Annotated in this window: 21 protein-coding genes; 8 read left to right on the forward strand and 13 right to left on the reverse strand. The window is 56.0% G+C overall.

Annotated elements, in window-relative coordinates; all coding sequences use genetic code 11:
- Positions 1–42: 42 nt before the first annotated feature.
- Entirely contained in the window at positions 43–2,730 is a 2,688-nt protein-coding gene (gene ppc, locus HEQ18_RS09425) for a phosphoenolpyruvate carboxylase (RefSeq protein ID WP_432814519.1), read from the reverse strand.
- A gap of 65 nt (positions 2,731–2,795) precedes the next feature.
- Entirely contained in the window at positions 2,796–3,302 is a 507-nt protein-coding gene (locus HEQ18_RS09430; RefSeq protein WP_432814520.1) for a hypothetical protein, read from the reverse strand.
- Between the two features lie 227 nt (positions 3,303–3,529).
- Here HEQ18_RS09430 and rplU point away from each other — a divergent pair, with 227 nt between their 5' ends.
- The 3 genes from rplU to HEQ18_RS09445 all read left to right on the forward strand — a co-directional run bounded on the left by rplU (position 3,530) and on the right by HEQ18_RS09445 (position 5,048).
- Positions 3,530–3,955 carry a 50S ribosomal protein L21 gene (rplU, locus tag HEQ18_RS09435; protein WP_432814521.1) on the forward strand — a complete coding sequence of 142 codons (426 nt, stop codon included), beginning with the start codon at positions 3,530–3,532 and terminating at the stop codon, positions 3,953–3,955.
- A 31-nt stretch (positions 3,956–3,986) separates the two neighbouring features.
- On the forward strand, positions 3,987–4,256 hold the full coding sequence (gene rpmA, locus HEQ18_RS09440) for a 50S ribosomal protein L27 (protein ID WP_295443149.1): 270 nt from the start codon (positions 3,987–3,989) through the stop codon (positions 4,254–4,256).
- Between the two features lie 201 nt (positions 4,257–4,457).
- Positions 4,458–5,048: a GNAT family N-acetyltransferase gene (locus tag HEQ18_RS09445; RefSeq protein ID WP_432814522.1), complete on the forward strand. Its 591-nt coding sequence runs from the start codon at positions 4,458–4,460 to the stop codon at positions 5,046–5,048.
- On the opposite strand, the gene HEQ18_RS09450 is transcribed toward HEQ18_RS09445, so the two are convergent.
- Together HEQ18_RS09450 and HEQ18_RS09455 are read right to left on the reverse strand one after the other, a co-directional pair.
- The gene (locus HEQ18_RS09450) at positions 5,045–6,667 is read right to left on the reverse strand and encodes a polysaccharide biosynthesis protein (RefSeq protein WP_432814523.1); all 1,623 of its coding nucleotides are present in this window, start codon (positions 6,665–6,667) and stop codon (positions 5,045–5,047) included. The two genes, HEQ18_RS09445 and HEQ18_RS09450, sit on opposite strands and share 4 nt — an antisense overlap.
- A gap of 515 nt (positions 6,668–7,182) precedes the next feature.
- Positions 7,183–7,968 carry a class I mannose-6-phosphate isomerase gene (locus tag HEQ18_RS09455; protein WP_432814524.1) on the reverse strand — a complete coding sequence of 262 codons (786 nt, stop codon included), beginning with the start codon at positions 7,966–7,968 and terminating at the stop codon, positions 7,183–7,185.
- Between the two features lie 208 nt (positions 7,969–8,176).
- Between HEQ18_RS09455 and HEQ18_RS09460 the strand changes: the two genes are divergently transcribed.
- Positions 8,177–9,208 (forward strand): mannose-1-phosphate guanylyltransferase/mannose-6-phosphate isomerase, encoded by a 1,032-nt coding sequence (locus HEQ18_RS09460; protein WP_432814525.1) that lies wholly within the window; start codon positions 8,177–8,179, stop codon positions 9,206–9,208.
- A 119-nt stretch (positions 9,209–9,327) separates the two neighbouring features.
- On the forward strand, positions 9,328–9,960 hold the full coding sequence (locus tag HEQ18_RS09465) for a TetR/AcrR family transcriptional regulator (RefSeq protein WP_397605263.1): 633 nt from the start codon (positions 9,328–9,330) through the stop codon (positions 9,958–9,960).
- 2 nt (positions 9,961–9,962) lie between these two features.
- Here the strand turns inward: HEQ18_RS09465 and HEQ18_RS09470 are convergent, their stop codons facing one another.
- The 3 genes from HEQ18_RS09470 to HEQ18_RS09480 all read right to left on the reverse strand — a co-directional run bounded on the left by HEQ18_RS09470 (position 9,963) and on the right by HEQ18_RS09480 (position 11,671).
- Entirely contained in the window at positions 9,963–10,946 is a 984-nt protein-coding gene (locus HEQ18_RS09470; protein WP_432814526.1) for an SDR family NAD(P)-dependent oxidoreductase, read from the reverse strand.
- Positions 10,947–11,165: 219 nt separating this feature from the next.
- Positions 11,166–11,480 carry a HigA family addiction module antitoxin gene (locus HEQ18_RS09475; RefSeq protein WP_432814527.1) on the reverse strand — a complete coding sequence of 105 codons (315 nt, stop codon included), beginning with the start codon at positions 11,478–11,480 and terminating at the stop codon, positions 11,166–11,168.
- A gap of 11 nt (positions 11,481–11,491) precedes the next feature.
- Positions 11,492–11,671 (reverse strand): type II toxin-antitoxin system RelE/ParE family toxin, encoded by a 180-nt coding sequence (locus HEQ18_RS09480; protein ID WP_432814528.1) that lies wholly within the window; start codon positions 11,669–11,671, stop codon positions 11,492–11,494.
- Between the two features lie 562 nt (positions 11,672–12,233).
- Between HEQ18_RS09480 and HEQ18_RS09485 the strand changes: the two genes are divergently transcribed.
- Positions 12,234–13,346: a Fic family protein gene (locus HEQ18_RS09485; protein ID WP_432814529.1), complete on the forward strand. Its 1,113-nt coding sequence runs from the start codon at positions 12,234–12,236 to the stop codon at positions 13,344–13,346.
- 74 nt (positions 13,347–13,420) lie between these two features.
- Here HEQ18_RS09485 and HEQ18_RS09490 read toward each other — a convergent pair whose 3' ends face one another.
- From HEQ18_RS09490 to panC, 6 genes are all read right to left on the reverse strand, one after another.
- Positions 13,421–13,708: a helix-turn-helix domain-containing protein gene (locus HEQ18_RS09490; RefSeq protein WP_432814530.1), complete on the reverse strand. Its 288-nt coding sequence runs from the start codon at positions 13,706–13,708 to the stop codon at positions 13,421–13,423.
- A gap of 64 nt (positions 13,709–13,772) precedes the next feature.
- Positions 13,773–13,949 carry a BrnT family toxin gene (locus tag HEQ18_RS09495; protein WP_432814531.1) on the reverse strand — a complete coding sequence of 59 codons (177 nt, stop codon included), beginning with the start codon at positions 13,947–13,949 and terminating at the stop codon, positions 13,773–13,775.
- Between the two features lie 277 nt (positions 13,950–14,226).
- Positions 14,227–14,532, reverse strand: coding sequence for a helix-turn-helix domain-containing protein (locus HEQ18_RS09500; protein WP_432814532.1), 306 nt, complete (start codon positions 14,530–14,532; stop codon positions 14,227–14,229).
- Entirely contained in the window at positions 14,525–14,644 is a 120-nt protein-coding gene (locus tag HEQ18_RS09505; protein ID WP_432815984.1) for a hypothetical protein, read from the reverse strand. The genes HEQ18_RS09500 and HEQ18_RS09505 overlap by 8 nt, the downstream gene beginning before the upstream one ends.
- A gap of 60 nt (positions 14,645–14,704) precedes the next feature.
- Positions 14,705–14,857, reverse strand: a complete 153-nt coding sequence (locus tag HEQ18_RS09510; RefSeq protein WP_432814533.1) for a hypothetical protein — start codon at positions 14,855–14,857, stop codon at positions 14,705–14,707.
- Positions 14,858–14,984: 127 nt separating this feature from the next.
- Positions 14,985–15,824, reverse strand: a complete 840-nt coding sequence (gene panC / locus HEQ18_RS09515) for a pantoate--beta-alanine ligase (protein WP_432814534.1) — start codon at positions 15,822–15,824, stop codon at positions 14,985–14,987.
- A 113-nt stretch (positions 15,825–15,937) separates the two neighbouring features.
- On the opposite strand from panC, the gene HEQ18_RS09520 reads away from it, so the two are divergent.
- Together HEQ18_RS09520 and HEQ18_RS09525 are read left to right on the forward strand one after the other, a co-directional pair.
- Entirely contained in the window at positions 15,938–16,720 is a 783-nt protein-coding gene (locus HEQ18_RS09520) for a division plane positioning ATPase MipZ (protein WP_432814535.1), read from the forward strand.
- Positions 16,720–17,133 carry a hypothetical protein gene (locus HEQ18_RS09525; protein WP_397605259.1) on the forward strand — a complete coding sequence of 138 codons (414 nt, stop codon included), beginning with the start codon at positions 16,720–16,722 and terminating at the stop codon, positions 17,131–17,133. Before HEQ18_RS09520 ends, HEQ18_RS09525 begins: the two co-directional genes overlap by 1 nt.
- Positions 17,134–17,138: the final 5 nt, after the last annotated feature.

Below are 17,138 nucleotides of genomic sequence, written 5' to 3' on the forward strand. Positions count from 1 at the left end.
AAAGGGCAGCGGCTTTCGTCGATGTCGTTGGCCGTTGCAGACCTACCCGCTATTCCTGAGCGCCGTCGCGATGGCGTTGATGGTCAACTGAATACCCTCGCCGATCCGCTCGTCAGCTTCGCCCGCACGGTGGCGTTTCATCAGTTCGATCTGGAGCAGGTTAAGCGGTTCGATATAGGGCAGCCGCAACCGGATGGAATTGTGGAGCGCGGGGTTGGCCTCCAGCAAATGACTTTGCCCCGTTGCATCAAGCAAGCTGTCGCGTGACGCCTGCCAGCCGCTTTTGATGCGACCGAATATGTCGGTGGCCATCGCCTGATCTTCGACCAAGCCCGCATAATGCGTGGCGATGGCCATGTCCGATTTGGCCAACACCATTTCCATATTGGCAAGGATCGTCTGGAAATAGGACCACTCGCCCGCCATGGCGCGCAGCAAGCCCTTGTCCGCGAAATCGGCCAACGCTTGGCCCGTGCCATACCATCCGGGTAACATCACGCGCGCTTGCGCCCATGAAAACACCCATGGGATGGCGCGCAAATCTTCAATCGCGTCCGACGCCGTACGGCTTGACGGGCGCGAGCCGATTTTCAGCGTCGCAATCTCGTTAATCGGTGTCATTTGCCGGAAAAATGTCCGGAAATCGGGCGTATCATACACCAGCCCGCGATAATGTTGAAAGGCGCTGGCGGACAACTGCGCCATCGCCGCCTTAAACCGCACGACATCGGCGTCGGCTATCGGGTCGCTGGACAATGTCGCCAGAATTGCGGCAGAGGCCATGGTTTCAAGGCTCGTGACGGCATTGTCGACCGTGCCATATTTGGCGGCGATGACTTCGCCTTGTTCGGTAATGCGGATGCGCCCCTGCACCGTGCCCTTGGGCTGCGCAAGGATGGCGCCAAAGGCTGAACCGCCGCCCCGTCCCACTGCGCCGCCGCGACCGTGGAATAATTGCATCGCGATATTGGCGTCGGCAAAAATGCCTGCAAGCGCGCTTGATGCCTCGTACAATTCCCATGTGGAGCTAAGGTACCCGCCATCCTTATTCGAATCGGAATATCCGATCATCACTTCCTGATGCCCGCGCGCCTGCGCCAGCTTACGCATCAACGGAATGTCGAAGAACGCCCGCATCGTATCGGGCGCGCCTTGCAAATCGGCGATGGTTTCGAACAGGGGCACGGACATAATCGTCGCCTGCGGCGTGCCATCATCGTCCACATGATATAGCCCCGCCTGTTTGAGCAGAACATAAACCTCCAGCATGTCGGACACGCTGGTCGTCTTGCTGATATTATAGGTCGTGATTGCCGCGCAGCCGAAATCGCCTTGCGCCTTTGCCGCAGCGCGGATGATGGCCAGTTCTTTTGCGGTCTCCTCACTATATTGCGTCCACACGCCGGTCAGCGGGCGATTATGTGATAGCTCGGCGACAAGCAAATCCACACGCGCTGCCTCATCAAGCTTCAGATAGTCAGGCACGACCCGCGCCGTGCGAAACAATTCGGCAATGACGCGCTCATGCACGTCGCTATTCTGTCGCAGGTCCAACGTTGCCAAATGGAAACCAAATATTTCCACCGACCGGATCAGCCGCGATAGTGCCCCGCCGCTCGACAATGCGCCATCGCCGTCACTGGCAAGGCCCGATGCCACCGTAACAAGGTCCTTCCGCAGGGCATCCGGGCAGCTGTAAGCCGCGCCAGATAGCTTTGATGGACGCGGGGGCTGGTCACCTACCAATTTGATATGCGTCGCCGCCAGACGGGCGTAAATGCCCGACAGCGCACGTCGATAGGGTTCGTCCGCACGGCTGGGTGCCGAATCGCCACTGCTCTGGGCAAGCGCAAGCACGGCCTCTGGCGTATCGCTCATGAAAGAAGAGATCGAAATCTCCGCGCCAAGACTGTGGATGCCCTCAAGATAGTGCCGGATCGCGGTGCCGCCATTGCGCGCGACCGCATATTGCAGCGTTTCGGCATCGACAAACGGGTTGCCGTCGCGGTCGCCACCGATCCAACTGCCCAAGCGGACAAAACCGGGCGGCCTGCTCCCAAGCGCCTTTTCCCAGCCCGCATATAATTTGGGCAACGCCGTCAGGAACACCTCCTGCATCGTGGCGCGGGCATTTTCAATCTCGTCGGCGACAAACAGCTTCTCGCGGCGCAATGGCCGCGTCTGCCACAGCAAGGCAATTTGCCGATAAATCGCGGCATCGACATCATCGCCATCTTCGGTGACTTTTTGCCCTTGGTCGCGCAACGTCATCAGCCGCGCGATGCGATTCTTATGGTCAATGATGCTTTTGCGCCGCACTTCGGTCGGGTGCGCGGTGAGCACCGGGACAATCAGGCTGTGCGAAAGCAGTTCCCGAATCTGCGTCAGCGACACCCCCTCCACCGCAAGCCGTGCGCACGCTTCGGCCACCGTCGCGCCATCTTCATGCGCAAGGCCTTGCCGATCCTCTGCTAGGTTCGCCAGAAGCGAGAACAGCATGAACCCGCGCACGAAATTGAGCGTGTCATCCAAGCTAAGCGCCCCGAGTCCACGGTCACTCGAATCGGCGCCCTCGATCTGGCGAAAGCGGTCAACGCTGGTGGAGCGGATATATTCGGTCTGTCGGAATAACTGTTCGCCACCATAAGCGCGAATGACATCGCCAAGCATCTTACCCAGAAAGCGGATGTCGGGATTTTGTGAAATGGCTTGTGTGTTTTGACCGTTCATTGGGTGAATAACGCACATGGGCAAGGCTGGTGCAAGCAAATGCGGCCTTCTTTACCCGGGAATAGCTATTCCCCAATCACCTTCGAAAGCCGCGCGATTTCCGCATTTTGTTCTGCGACGTCTTCGGCCACTGGTCGCTGCGCCTCTGTCAGATGCGCCGCAAGGCCCGCGTCACGCGCGGCTGCCTCTGCTATCAACGCGTCAAAGTCACGCAAGGCGGCCACCGAATCGGACCGCATTTTGTCCAGCCGTGACAGCATAAGATGCGCATTCACCCACGCCTCGCTGCCCGGGGATGTTCTGGCCGCCTGTGCAGCGGTCAACTGCACCGCGGGCATTCCGCGCAGATATGCGCCATGCGCCGCTGTGTGCCGCGCCTGCAGCGCGTCGATTTTTGCAGCGAATTCAGCAGATACCACAAATGGCGAAATTGCCGAATCGCCGGGCGCAGCAATCGGCGCGTCGGCTTCATAACTCCGGCGCTCCAGCGAGGGAAATCCCCCCTCACTTGTGCCACATGCGGCAAGGATCAGGAGCAGAAGCAAAGGGGATGCAGGCTTGAAATTCAACATATCCGTCGTCTAAGCCTGCTTGGAGGCGCATGCAAGCGCATCTCAGTGGCGGCGCAGGCGGCGTCATAAGCCCCAAAACGCTGGATTATACGTTGACATAGATATTTGCTTGCACTAGCTGCGCCCATTCTTGTGTGACCCTGTTGAGATTCGTCTCCGCTATGTCACGCGCCTGAGCAACCCGCCCTTATAAGGCGCTAAGCTGTAGAAACGGATGAGTTAAAGCCATGTTCGCAATCGTGCGCACAGGCGGCAAGCAATATCGCGTCGCCGCCGGAGATAAAATCGCAGTTGAAAAGCTGTCTGGTGAAGCGGGTGACAAAATCTCGCTTGGTGACGTCCTTCTTGCCGGTGACGGTGACAAGGCGCAGGACGTAAACGGCTTGACCGTTTCTGCCGAAATCATTGCGCAAGAGCGTGGTGAAAAGGTCATCGTCTTTAAAAAGCGTCGCCGCCACAACTATCGCCGCAAGCAGGGTCATCGCCAGTCGCTGACGCTTCTGCGTATCCTTGCCGTTGGCAAGGAAGAGAAAAAGGCTGCTTCGCCTAAGGCCGAGAAGGTTGAGGCTGCTGCCACTGCTGCTCCTGCCAAGGAAGCCGCGCCAAAGAAAGCCGCTGCGCCCAAAAAGGCTGCAGCCCCTAAGAAAGCTTGAGCGGCAACGCTCTGACGTAGGAGTTTAGACCATGGCACATAAAAAAGCAGGTGGTTCGTCACGCAACGGTCGCGATTCAGCAGGCCGTCGTCTTGGCGTAAAGAAGTTCGGTGGCGAAAATGTCATCGGCGGTAACATCATTATCCGTCAGCGCGGCACCAAGGTATATCCTGGTTCGGGCGTTGGCCTTGGCAAGGACCACACCTTGTTCGCGCTCGTCGAAGGCCGCGTGCGATTCCATGCTGGCAAACTCGGCCGCAAATATGTGTCGGTCGATATGCCAGCGATGGCCGCCGAATAAACAGGACAATCGATACCGGGTTGTCCAGACGGATGACCCGGAAATCATGTCAGGTGGTTTCCACCTTTGAACAGGGAGACGGGTCAACCGGTCTCCCTTTCTTTTTGCCTCATTCTCCCTGTTCATCGCTTTTCACAGGGCGAATGTAACATGGCTGTCGCTTTGAGATGTCAAAGGGCGGCGCAGCAGCGGAGAAACAGGATGTTCGCGAGAACGGAAAGGTTATTGTTGCGGCCAAGCTGGCCAGAGGATGCAGCCGAATTGCATCAGGCGATTGCCGATGAAGGCATCGTCCGCAACCTTGCACGTGCGCCTTGGCCGTATACAACGGATGACGCTGCGGCCTTTGCGGCGCAAGAGCATGATGCGCTGTATCCCGCCTTCCTGCTTATGCTGCGTACAAATGATGCGCCGCGCCTGATTGGCGCATGTGGCATTGGCCTGCGCGATGGCGACGCCGAATTGGGCTATTGGATATCACGGCCTTATTGGGGCCTTGGCTTTGCGACCGAGGCCAGCCGCGCCGTTATCAACATCGCCCGGACGATAGGCCATAAAAAGCTTATCGCCAGCCACTTCACCGACAATCCCGCGTCGGGCAAAGTGCTGCGCAAGCTTGGCTTTCAACACACGGGCAAGACGGCATCACGGCACAGCAAAGGCCGCCGCGCGGCGGCGAGCCGCGTTTTATATGAAAATGCATTGGATGGCGCAGGCGCAGAACCCGCCTGTATGCCGCGACCACCCGCGTTCAACATCCGCGCACAAATGGACGGCCTGCAAGCCGCCTAGGCGGCAGCCACGCCTGCGTTGTTGTCGGCATTGGGTTGATATTCAGGCACGAGATCGCGCAGCAAGCTGACGGCGGCATCGCTGTTACCTGTGTGAACGTGCGATTCCAGCTGGTCCAAGGCGGCGGATAGATCCTGCCAAGACATATGACCCTCCATCGCCTGCATGATACGCGGGTGCTTTGTGGGCATCGGATTTTCGCCAATAAGAAGCTCCTCGAAAAGCTTCTCGCCGGGTCGAAGGCCAATTTCTTCAATCGCGATGTCGCCATCGGGATTGTCGTCGTCGCGGATGGTAAGGCCCGAAAGGCTAATCAGCGTGCACGCCAAATCGAATATCTTGACGGGATTACCCATGTCGAGAACAAAGACCTCGCCACCCTTTGCCATGCTGCCAGCCTGAATAACAAGTTGGGCGGCCTCAGGAATGGTCATGAAATAGCGAATGATGTCCCTGTGGGTCAGTGTCACTGGCCCGCCATTTGCGATTTGCTCCTTGAACCTGGGCACCACTGATCCACTTGACCCAAGCACGTTACCGAAGCGAACCATGCTGAACCGGGTCTTCGACCCCTCCTTGGCCTTTGCCTGAAGAATTTGCTCACAAACGCGCTTACTCGCACCCATGACATTGGTCGGGCGGACCGCCTTATCCGTGCTGATGAGTATAAAATGCGCTACCTCATGCTGTTCTGCCGCTTGGACAAGATTTCGCGTGGAAAGGATGTTGTTGCCCATGCCTGAGATAGGATTATGTTCCACCAACGGCACATGTTTATAGGCCGCGGCGTGAAAAATCGTGTCGGGGTGATACGCCCCGATCACAGAGGAAACCGGACGCGTGGCCGCTGTGTTGATAAGCTCAGGATAAATTTCAATGTCTGAACGGGAAATGCCCGCCGCCGCATTTTCACGCAGTTCCTGCTCAATTTTGTAGAGCGCGAATTCGGTCATTTCGACAAGGATCAGTTTTTGTGGACCGATGGCCATTATCTGACGGCATAATTCGCTACCGATGGAGCCGCCTGCGCCAGTGACCATCACGGTCTTGCCCAATATTGTGCGCCCCATCAGCAGATCATTTGGGGCAACTGCATCACGGCCCAATAAATCGTCGACTTCGACCTCGCGCAGATCGGCAATGGACACCTTGCCTGCAACAATATCCTGAATTTGGGGTAATGTTTGCACATGCACGCCGAAACGTTTCAGGTCATCAACGATGTCTTTTCGTTTGCTTCGGCTCATGGACGGAACGGCAAGCAATATGTCCGTCACGCCGAGCCGCTCCACTTGCATCACCAAATCGCTAGAATGGTAAACGGGATTGCCGTCCAGTCGTTGGCCGCGCAGTCGGCGATCGTCATCGACAAATCCAAGGAGATACATTCCCGGATAATGCCGCGTGGATATTGCCAACTGCTGCCCCGCACTGCCGGCACCATAAATCAGCACCCTTTTCGTTTCACCGCCAAAGGCCCGCTGCCCCAAAAGATCGCTGATGATGTAACGCACGACAATCCGGCTCATCACCAACGCGAGCAGAAACAATATAGGGACAAGAATGCCAATTGTTCTGGGGACACCCGGTAGGCCAATAAACGTAAAAACTACCGTCATAAAAAACAGGTAGATAGCCATCGCTCGAGCAAGTTCCGCTATGGTTCCGGAGCCTGCGAAACGAAAAATGGACCGGTACACGCCAAGTGTTAGAAAAATTGGCGGCCAGATTACAAAAGATACGATCAATACGCTACGTATGGGAGGATTCCAAAGTTGCCAATCACCCAAACGGAGCGAAAACGCGAGCCAGATGGCAAAGATGCAAATGACAGAGTCCACACCAAATGCGATCATTTTTTTGGCGCGTCGATCGAGATTTGATACCGTAGACAGAGCCGCGATAAACTTCGCGGACATTTTTTTAGATTTCAAGCGTCGTTTATCTGGCATGTATTCATTAACCGTTCGATTACAGATCGTACTGACCATTATCATCAGATGCAATGAAGCTGTTAAATCAATATTTCTCTTATTCAATAGCGCAACGACAACATCAAAATCGAAAAACTGATCCGCATCATACCACGGACGCTCTATTGTAGGGTCAGGACCACTTAAATCTTCTTCGCTCTCTAGAAGGCAACAAGCGCCTTTGCGTCGCTTGAAAAGGTGATTTTTGCTTTGCCAGACGTGACTATGCAGTCGCCCTTGGCGGCGACCTGCCCATCTGTTTGAACCTTGCCTGACAACGGAATAATCCAGATATCGCTTAAAGGTGGCAACGCCGGCACATTGTCCATGTCATGGACATACCAAAGTTGAAAATATGGGCCTGCGACAAGCTGATCGCCAAGATCGGCATGTCCGGACCGAATATCTGTATATGGTGTTGCAGACGATACCGCCACACCATCGTCCAAATGCAGCTTGCGATCGCGGCCGTAATCATACAGGCGATAGGTGATGTCCGCATATTGCTGAACCTCGACAAGATGTATCCCGGCCCCGATGGCGTGGACTGTACCGGCGGGAATGTAAAAATAGTCTCCGGCAGACACTTTTTTCCAGTCCATCAGCGCTTCAATCCCGCCCGAAAGTGACGCGGCATACAGTTCTTCGCTGCCAAGCGGGCGCTTGGTCCCAATGCCAATGACCGCGCCCGGCTCTGCGTCAACAATGTACCAACATTCTTCTTTGCCTGAGGGCATGCCGCGCGCGCCTGCCTGTGCGTCATCAGGGTGTACCTGGATGGAAAGCCTCTCGGACGTAAAAAGCCATTTCACCAAGATCGGCAAAGGCGCTTCGGTTTCGGCGCTATACCAGATTTCGCCGACGCGGCGGCCATTCATGGTGCCGAATTCTGGCGGAATGTCCGTTCGACCCCAGGGTTTGTCAACAAGATGCTTGGTTAGTTTCATGCTAAGAACGATAGCAGAGCCTGTCCGCTTGCGCACTCGACAAATTTTGCAGGTGGCGTGTTGCAAATAGGCAAATCGCGGTCACAACTTCATGCTCGCACCGCCTGCCCCCTTGTGCCGACATATAACCGTTTTTTGGCGTTTGACCGAGCACGCAACATCGGCAATATCAATTCCATCTCCCCACGTCCTGACATTTGGAAAAATTGTGATCATTAGTCCTGTAATCTTATCGGGTGGCGGCGGCACCCGGCTTTGGCCGTTATCGACGCCGCAAACGCCAAAGCAGTTTTTGGCGCTGACGGATGCGCATACGATGTTTCAGTTGACGGTGCTGCGGGTGATGGACCGTGCACGCTTCACCGCACCTATTATCGTCGCCAATGCCGCGCATGCGGGGATTGTCAGCGCGCAATTGGCCGAAATCGGCGTCACCGATGCGACCATCTTGCTTGAGCCCTGCGCGCGCAATACAGCGCCGGCGATTGCGCTGGCGGCGCTTGCCGTCAGTGCGCCGCAATCGGTTATGCTGGTGATGCCAAGCGACCATGTCATCACCGACGAAACGGCATTTCACGCAGCGACAGGGGCGCTTTTGCCCTTAGTTCAGGATAACTGGCTCGCCACTTATGGGATCAACCCGACCGGCCCCGAGACAGGCTATGGCTACATCCAGATGGGTTCCGCCGTTGGCGCGGGCGTTCAGGCTGTGCAGCGCTTTGTGGAGAAGCCTGACGCAGCCCGCGCTGCGGCCATGATTGAGGCCGGGGACCATGTGTGGAATGGCGGTATTTTCCTGTTCCGCGCAGATACATATTTGGAAGCCGTGGAGGCACATGCCTCGGAAATGGGCGCAGCGGTTCGGGACGCAATGTCGAAGGCGCAGCGGAGCGGCAATCACATAAATCCCGACGCCGATAGCTTCGCCGCCTGTCCCGCAGACAGCATTGATTATGCGATTATGGAAAAGGCGGCGAAGGTCGCGGTCGCTCCAGTGAGCATGGGTTGGTCCGACGTCGGCAGTTGGGATGCGCTGCACGACATCGGTGACAAGGACGCCGATGGAAATGTTACGTCCGGCACTGTTCGGTTGGATAGCAGCCACGGCAACCTTATTCACGCCGACGGCATCCGCGTGTCGGTGCACGGCGTTGATGATTTGCTCATCATTGCAAATGGCAATGAAGTGATGATTCTGCCCCGAGGAACGAGCCAGAAGGTTCGAGATTTCGCAAGCTAAGTATCCGTCGGCCAACCGCGCGCGAACCCCAAAAACATTCTGCGGCATTGCCTCCCAACGCTCTTGGATATACCTGCCAATTGGCGTAGCGTTGTAAAATCATCGGGGTATTGTCGAATATGGCGACTGAGGCATCCAAGATTATTGAATTTAAAGACGTTGGCATGCCGCGCCGATTAAGCCCGGAAGCGAGCCGGATGGCGGCGCTTGAGGCGGCGCGTGACTTGTTGCTTGAGGCAGGTCCGCAGGCCGTTACCTTAAAGGCGGTCGCCGGGCGGATCGGGCGGACGCATGCCAATTTGCTGCATCATTTTGGGTCGGCATCGGGCCTTCAGCGCGCGCTGGCGGCGTATATGGGCAACAATATCTGCAGCAAAATCGCCGAGGCTGTGGTGCAAATGCGTGGCGGGGTCGTAACGCCGCACGAATTGGCCGACCTGATTTTTGACCATTTCGACCGTGAAGGTGCGGGCGCGCTGGCGTCGTGGATGCTGCTGTCGGGCAATGAAGACGCGCTAGACCCTATTGTGGAGGCGATCCATAAGCTGGTGGATGAGATTGCCGAGGAGGGGGACGACGCCACCTCGCTGCATGAGCTGACACTTGAAATGGTGCTGATGGCGCTGGGTGATGCGCTGCTGGGCGGACCATTGTCATCCTCGCTTGGCTTGCCGCGCGAAGCGGGACGGCAGATTGCCGGACGAAAGCTCGCCGCGTCCTTTGATGAATGGCAGGCGCAGTTAAAACCGTAAGTTTACGAAGCGGGTCCGTAATAGGCCCGATACCAGTCGGCGAACTTCTCTAATCCCTCCGCCAGCATGACCTTTGGCTTGTAACCGGTGAGCGCATGCAGCTTCGACACATCGGCATAGGTCGCGGTTACGTCGCCCGGTTGCATGGGCCGCATGATCTTGACCGCCTCTCGCCCAACCGCCTTTTCAAGCGTTTCAATCATGTCCATCAGGCCAATTGGATGGCTGTCGCCAATGTTAAGAACCCGGTGTTCGCCGTGTGCAGGTGGGTGGTCGAGCGACCCGATGATCCCGTCAACAATGTCGTCAATATAGGTGAAATCGCGCGCCATTTGTCCATTGCCATAGACTTCAATCGCTTCGCCGCGCAGGATTTTCTGCGTGAAACTGAAATAGGCCATATCGGGCCGCCCCCATGGTCCATAGACGGTGAAGAAGCGCAGGCCAGTCTGCGGAAAGCCATAGAGTTTGGTATAAGATTGGCTCATCAACTCACACGCGCGCTTGGTCGCGGCGTAGAGCGACACAGGATCGTTGGCGGGTTCATCTTCTCTAAAGCCTTCGCCGCCCATGGGCTTATCACCATAGACCGAGCTCGACGAGGCATAGACCAGATGCTCAAAGCCGTCGGCATGCCGGCACGCCTCCATCACTGACAAATGGCCCGCCAAGTTTGACCGTTCATAGGCAAACGGATTTTCGATGCTGTAGCGCACACCCGCCTGCGCCGCGAGATGCACGACGCGCAGTATGTGGTTGTCGCGGACGAGCGCCCGCATGCTATCGGCATCGGCGATGTCGAGCCGTTCAAAGGCGAATCTGTTTATCCCGGCAAAGGTCGCAAGTCGCGATTCTTTCAACGCGGGGTCATAATAATCATTGACGATGTCGACACCAATGACGCGCTCGCCGCGCGCCAATAGTCTGTGAGCCACCGCATGGCCGATAAAGCCAGCGGCACCCGTTACGAGGATGGGTGATGTCATATTAGAAAACGTCCCTGTCCATCGCTCGTCCGACCCGCGTCTATATGACACAATCTTAGTATTGCTAGCTATAGAGAGATATGGCAATCTTTAGTTTCTGTCGCCGCGGTGACGATGGGCACTGTCGGTCCAAGGCCGACGTCTAAACTCAGTCAGGCAGGTGCCAGTAGACGAGCAATATTGAAAGAATTCATTAACACTGGATGTTAATTGGGTTCCTCAAGCCTGCACGCCCTGCCTGAGATTGGCTGAGTGTCGACGGGTCGGGAGTTGGTCTATCGTGGCACCGAAACGTGCCTCTGCGACGCGCAAGTCATAGGTGCTTTTTAGGTTGAGCCAGAATTGTGCGGCCATTTCTAGCCAGTGACCCAGCCTTAGTGCCGTGTCTCCGGTAATAGCGCGCTTACCCTGGATGATTTGGGTTATCCGGTTAGCCGGCACGCCAATCTGGCGCGCCAATTCGGTCGCCGTAACGCCCAGCTCGGATAACTCTTCGGCAAGAATTTCGCCGGGATGGATAGGTGGTCGTGCCATGCGCTGCGTTCCTAGTGATAGTCAACAATCTCGACGTCTGATGGACCTGTCGCCCCATCCAGCCCAATAAAACATATCCGCCACTGTCCATTAATGCGGGTACTGAATTGCCCGCCTCGATTTCCCCGCAACGCCTCGAGCCGATTGCTCGGCAGGGCGCGTAAATCGTTCAGGCAAGTCGCCGCATCCAAGACTTCGAGACGCCGCCATCCCTGACGTTCAAAACCTGAAAACCGGCGAACATACTGACCCTAGGCAAAGGCCTCTGTCTCTTTGTTTTTATAACCCAAGATCATGGCAACTGATGGCTAAGATAGCGTAATACTTCAAGAATATTTTAAATTGCCGGGGGCGAGAGATGCCTTGGCCTCGGTAATGTTGGTCTGACACTGCCCTCCAATGGCGAGGGAGGCCTTGCGTGGCGGACACTAAATTTTGGCAACCTACAAGTTGAATATCTGGGGCAGGCACGCGCCGGTTGCCTGGGAAACTGCTAACACTTGTATGCCCCTCCGGTTGCATCGGGTCGCATCGGTCACAGGGTCAGAACAAATTCTAATTTGCTCATTTTTTTGTGCGCAGGTTAATTTGTTTTGCGCACATATAAATGCGCGCGGTTTATGTTGCAGCGCTGCGCGCGGCCGATCCTCACGTTGCTAAGGCACCCGCCCGCCCGCGCGGCGCTCGTCTGTGCCACCAGCCCCCCCTATAATAGATAAGGCGGATCGAATTCATCCCTTTGGGTGAATGTGGGTGCATTTTTGGCTGGACTTTTGGGTGAATATGGGTGTTAATGTGGGTGATGCGAGCGAGAATATGCTAAAAACCGATACAATACAGGTCACGCAAGAGCTCCTGGCACTGATTGCTGAGATTGACGAATTCAAAGGCGCCTGGCGCGCCCTTGGCACGCTGGCACCTGAGCGACTGAGGGCCCTGCGCCACACTGCCACGATTGAAAGCATCGGCTCCTCCACCCGCATCGAGGGCGGCAAGCTGACAGACCGCCAAGTCGAACGCCTGCTGGCCAATTTAGAGATTAAAAAATTCTCGGGCCGCGATGAGCAAGAAGTCGCCGGCTATGCCGACGTAATGGAGACAGTCTTCCGCGCCGGGGAAAATATTCCGCTCTCAGAAAACCACATCAAGCAGCTCCACAGAGACCTTCTGCGCTACAGTGACAAGGATGAGCGCCACCGTGGAGAATACAAAACTCTACGCAACGACGTGGGAGCCTTTGACGCAACTGGCAAAATGATCGGCATCGTGTTCGAGACCGCGTCGCCATTCGACACGCCGCTCCGCATGCACGAGCTTGTCACCTGGCTACGTGACGCCCGCGAGTTGGGGCACATTCACCCCCTGCTCATTATCACCGTCTTCGTCGTGACCTTCCTGGAAATTCATCCGTTTCAGGATGGAAATGGCCGCCTGAGCCGAGTTCTAACTACGCTCTTGTTACTGCAGGCCGGCTACGCCTACGTGCCGTATTCCTCACTTGAATCGGTGATCGAAAACAGCAAGGAGGGCTACTACTTGGCACTGCGTCAGACCCAAGTAACTATCCGAACGGAGGCTCCCGACTGGCAGCCGTGGGCAATGTTTTTTATGCGCGCACTTCAGCAGCAAAAACGCCGACTGGCTGAGAAGGTTGAGCGCGAAAGGCTGATGATGGCGTCGCTGCCAGAGCTGGCTGCGCAGATCGTCGACGAAGCGCGCGGCCGCGGGCGGGTAACAATAGGCGACATGATCCGAGTCACCGGCGCGAGCCGCAACACACTGAAAGAGCATTTCAAGAGGCTGCTTCAGCAGGGGCACTTGATCCGGCACGGTTCAGGCAAGGCGACTTGGTACAGCCTGCCATAAAGAGAGGTGCTAGAGCGACACGGATGTAACGCCAACCTCGGGACCGCATAACACTTCTGATTGAATTGCCTCTATTACGCCGCCTGGAGCAATTGAGCTACATGCTCAGGTTCGGCTTCAATGACGCGCAGATACGCACGCACGGCTGCCGGGGGCAATGTTCTACCAATTTCGTACTGTCGTATGTTGGCCAGAGGGATCGAATAACGCTCGGCAAACTCTGTCTGCGAAAGTCCAAGTCCAGTCCGCAGTTTTCTGATGCGGCGTCCCATTAGACCCCGCTCAAGACCTGCCGCACTGACTGCACCGTCATCGTTATCGGTCGGATCAGCTGGAATAGCTATAATAGCTTCTTTGTTCACTAGTGTTACTCCTTCGTACCGACAGAAACCTAACCACATCGCCGCGATAAACGTGTATGGCCGTTCACAACTTGTCGCCAATAAGGCCGATCGCCTTATAGCGCTCCTCGCGATCCTGCTCTCTAATTGCAGGCACAATCAGCAGCTCATGATCGTCAAATATTTTTGCACCCAGAGCAAGCGCAACACCGTGCCGCGCAATATTGGTGGCATCTTTTTCGGTGTCGAACTCAATTTTCACAAAATGTAACTATGTTATTTACATAGTTTTGTCAACCAAAAGGTCGCTTGCCACGCAGGGATGTCAAACCCGCACGCAAACTGGGGTAGCTCTTTAGGCCGTCAACGCCTAAATCGCCAGATTATCGATCAACCGCGTCTTGCCCATCTTTGCCGCCGCCAAGAGCCGCGCCGGCCTGCCGTCGAAATGCTCGCCAGACGAATCGCAAAATAATGATATCATACAACATAATTATCGTTCGGACTCTTACTGGCGCTGATTGCTGAGATTGACTAATTCAGGAAGCTTCAGTCAAGGCGGCTTCCACCACATGGGGAGATTTGGCGATCACCGTAAGCAACACACGGTGAGCCACATCGATTTTTCGCCCCTGCTCCCAGCCTTCTACAGTCCGCGCTGGGATACCGAACCGCCGCTCAAATTCTTTAGTGCTCTTCGCGAGGGCGCGACGGATTTCGCGGACACGCGCCGCAGGCATTGCCTCGACATGACGGCTTTTAAGTGCCAGCGCCCCCTTACGATGCGCAAGTGCCTCCAGAAGGCCAGCTTCAATCTGCAAACCCAATTCGGTACGATCAGTCATGGTTTAACTCCTCAATCAATGTGCGGAATAGCCGCTTCTCGTCTGCTGTGAGATCCTCTTTGTCGACCTTGGCATAAGCGACGAGCAGATAGACCGCTTCATCATCCAACATCACATAATAGATCGTCCGTCCGCCACCACTCTTGCCACGACCCCCGTATCCAAAGCGAATTTATCGAAGGCCGTTAGTTCCTCGGATAACAGCCCCAGTCTCTGGCGCTCGGGCAATCGCGTCTTCCATCGCGATAATGTCGTCAGATGACGCACCAAGCTTCTTCAACCGCTTGAGCGCGGCGGCATATGCTGAGGTCCGGATGATTTCCATGGCCAATGAATTACGCTAATAGCGTATATCAGTCAACTAAGATACGCTATTAGCGTACGTCGCATGATGTGCCGCACGAAAAACCATGCACCTGCAAAAGCGCGTTGAGGCCTATGGTCAGGACCTATTAAATCGCCAGATTATCGATCAACCGCGTCTTGCCCATCTTTGCCGCCGCCAAGAGCCGCGCCGGCCTGCCGTCGAAATGCTGCAATTCCTCCAAGGTCTCGGCATCCGCCAGCGCGATATAATCCACCCGCGCAAAGCCAGCGGCAAGAATATCGGCCGTGGCCGCAGCTAGCGTCCGCGCCACATCATCACCTGCACGGATATTAGCCGCTGCTTGGCCCAGTGCAATTGGCAAAGCCAAGGCCGCCGCACGTTCGTTGGCCGTTAGATAGGCATTGCGCGACGACAGGGCGAGACCATCTGCGTCACGCACAATTGGCACACCCAATATCTCCAACGCGAAGTCAAGATCACGGGCCATCTGCCGAATGACAGCCAGTTGCTGAAAATCCTTTTCCCCGAAAAATGCAACATCGGGCTGAACCTGATTAAATAATTTGGCGACCACCAAAGCAACGCCGTCAAAATGCCCGGGCCGTGCTGCGCCGCAATAGCCGTTGCTTGGGCCATCGACATGCAATTTGGTTGCAAAGCCGGGCGGATAGACAATATGCGCATGTGGTGCCCATAAAATGTCGACCCCGGCAGCGCGCAGCCGTTCGGCATCACGCTCCATCGTGCGGGGATAGGCGTCGAGATCTTCATTCGGTCCAAATTGGGCCGGGTTGACGAAGATCGACACAACCACCGCATCTGCACGCCGCCGCGCCTCCTCGACCAGAGTCATATGCCCGTCATGCAACGCACCCATGGTCGGGACCAACGCAATGCAACGCTTGGCGTCACGCAGCGCGGAAATATGGGGCCGCAATGCGTCAAGCTGATTGATGATTTGCACGTCCACGTCGCCTTGTTTATTGGCCTTTGTTGAACCCGCCTATGCGGGAGGGTGTAGCGACAATTCAAGGCAAATGTCGCCGCATATGGTATTTGGAGTAAGTTTGGGGGATTATGGTCAAGGCACATCACATCGTTTTTGCAAATGAAAAGGGCGGAACGGGTAAATCAACCACCGCAGTCCATGTCGCCATAGCTCTGGCGTCACGTGGCGCGCGGGTGGCGTGCATCGATTTGGATTCGCGTCAACGCACCTTGTACCGCTATCTGGAAAACCGACGCGACACGATGACGCGGCGCAAAATCACTTTGCCGATGCCGGTGTTCGAAGTGTTTGATCATCAGTCGCAGGCCACTTTGGAGCGTCAGGTGGAACGCCTGAGCGCAGAGAATGATTTCCTCGTGTTCGACACGCCCGGACGCGATGATCGCTATGCACGCTTTGTTGCGACGCGCGCCAATACATTGGTCACCCCCATGAACGACAGCTTTGTCGACTTCGACCTGATTGGCCAAGTGGACGCCGAAACCTTCAAAGTGCGCAAATTAAGCTTTTATGCGGAGCTTATCTGGGACGCGCGCAAGGGACGCGCCAAGGCCGATGGCGTCACCATCGACTGGGTCGTGGTCCGCAACCGCCTGCACAATATCGAAGCGCGTAATCAGCAGCGCATGACCGATGCACTTGCCGAATTGTCCAAGCGGGTTGGTTTCCGTTCGCTACCGGGCCTGAATGAACGCGTCATTTATCGTGAGCTGTTTCCGTCGGGCCTGACGTTGATCGACAAGGGCCATCTTGGCCAGTTGGCCACCGCACATATTGTCGCGCGACAGGAACTGCGTGAACTGATCACTGGCCTTGCGCTTCCCGAAGTATCTCAAGCAGCCTTGGTGTAATGACCTTTCTGGCCATTTTGGCCCTGCTTGCACTTGGCTGGGCCGTATGGAAGGGCAAGCTTCAAAAGCAACAATTGCCCCCTGTGTTGCTTGGGCTCGCCGGCGCGTTTCTCGCGTCGCGGGGAAGCCTGTTGATTGGCGTGGGTGCCATCGCCATAGCGGCGGCTTGGTATCACGGCCTGACAATGCGGTTGTTCGGCTCTGACACCAAGCACGGCCAAACGTCGGATGTCGATGATGCCCGCTTCTTGCTGGGCGTGTCGCGTTTCGACAATGCCGAACGCATTCGCGAACGACATCGCATGTTGATTACGCAAAACCATCCGGACAGTGGCGGCAGCGCAGAACGCGCCGCCGAATTGAACAAAGCCCGCGATCTTTTGTTAGATGATTTGCGTAATAAACGGCTGTAAGGGCC

This window comes from Sphingorhabdus sp. (assembly GCF_050921905.1).
Classification (GTDB): Bacteria; Pseudomonadota; Alphaproteobacteria; order Sphingomonadales; family Sphingomonadaceae; genus Sphingorhabdus_B.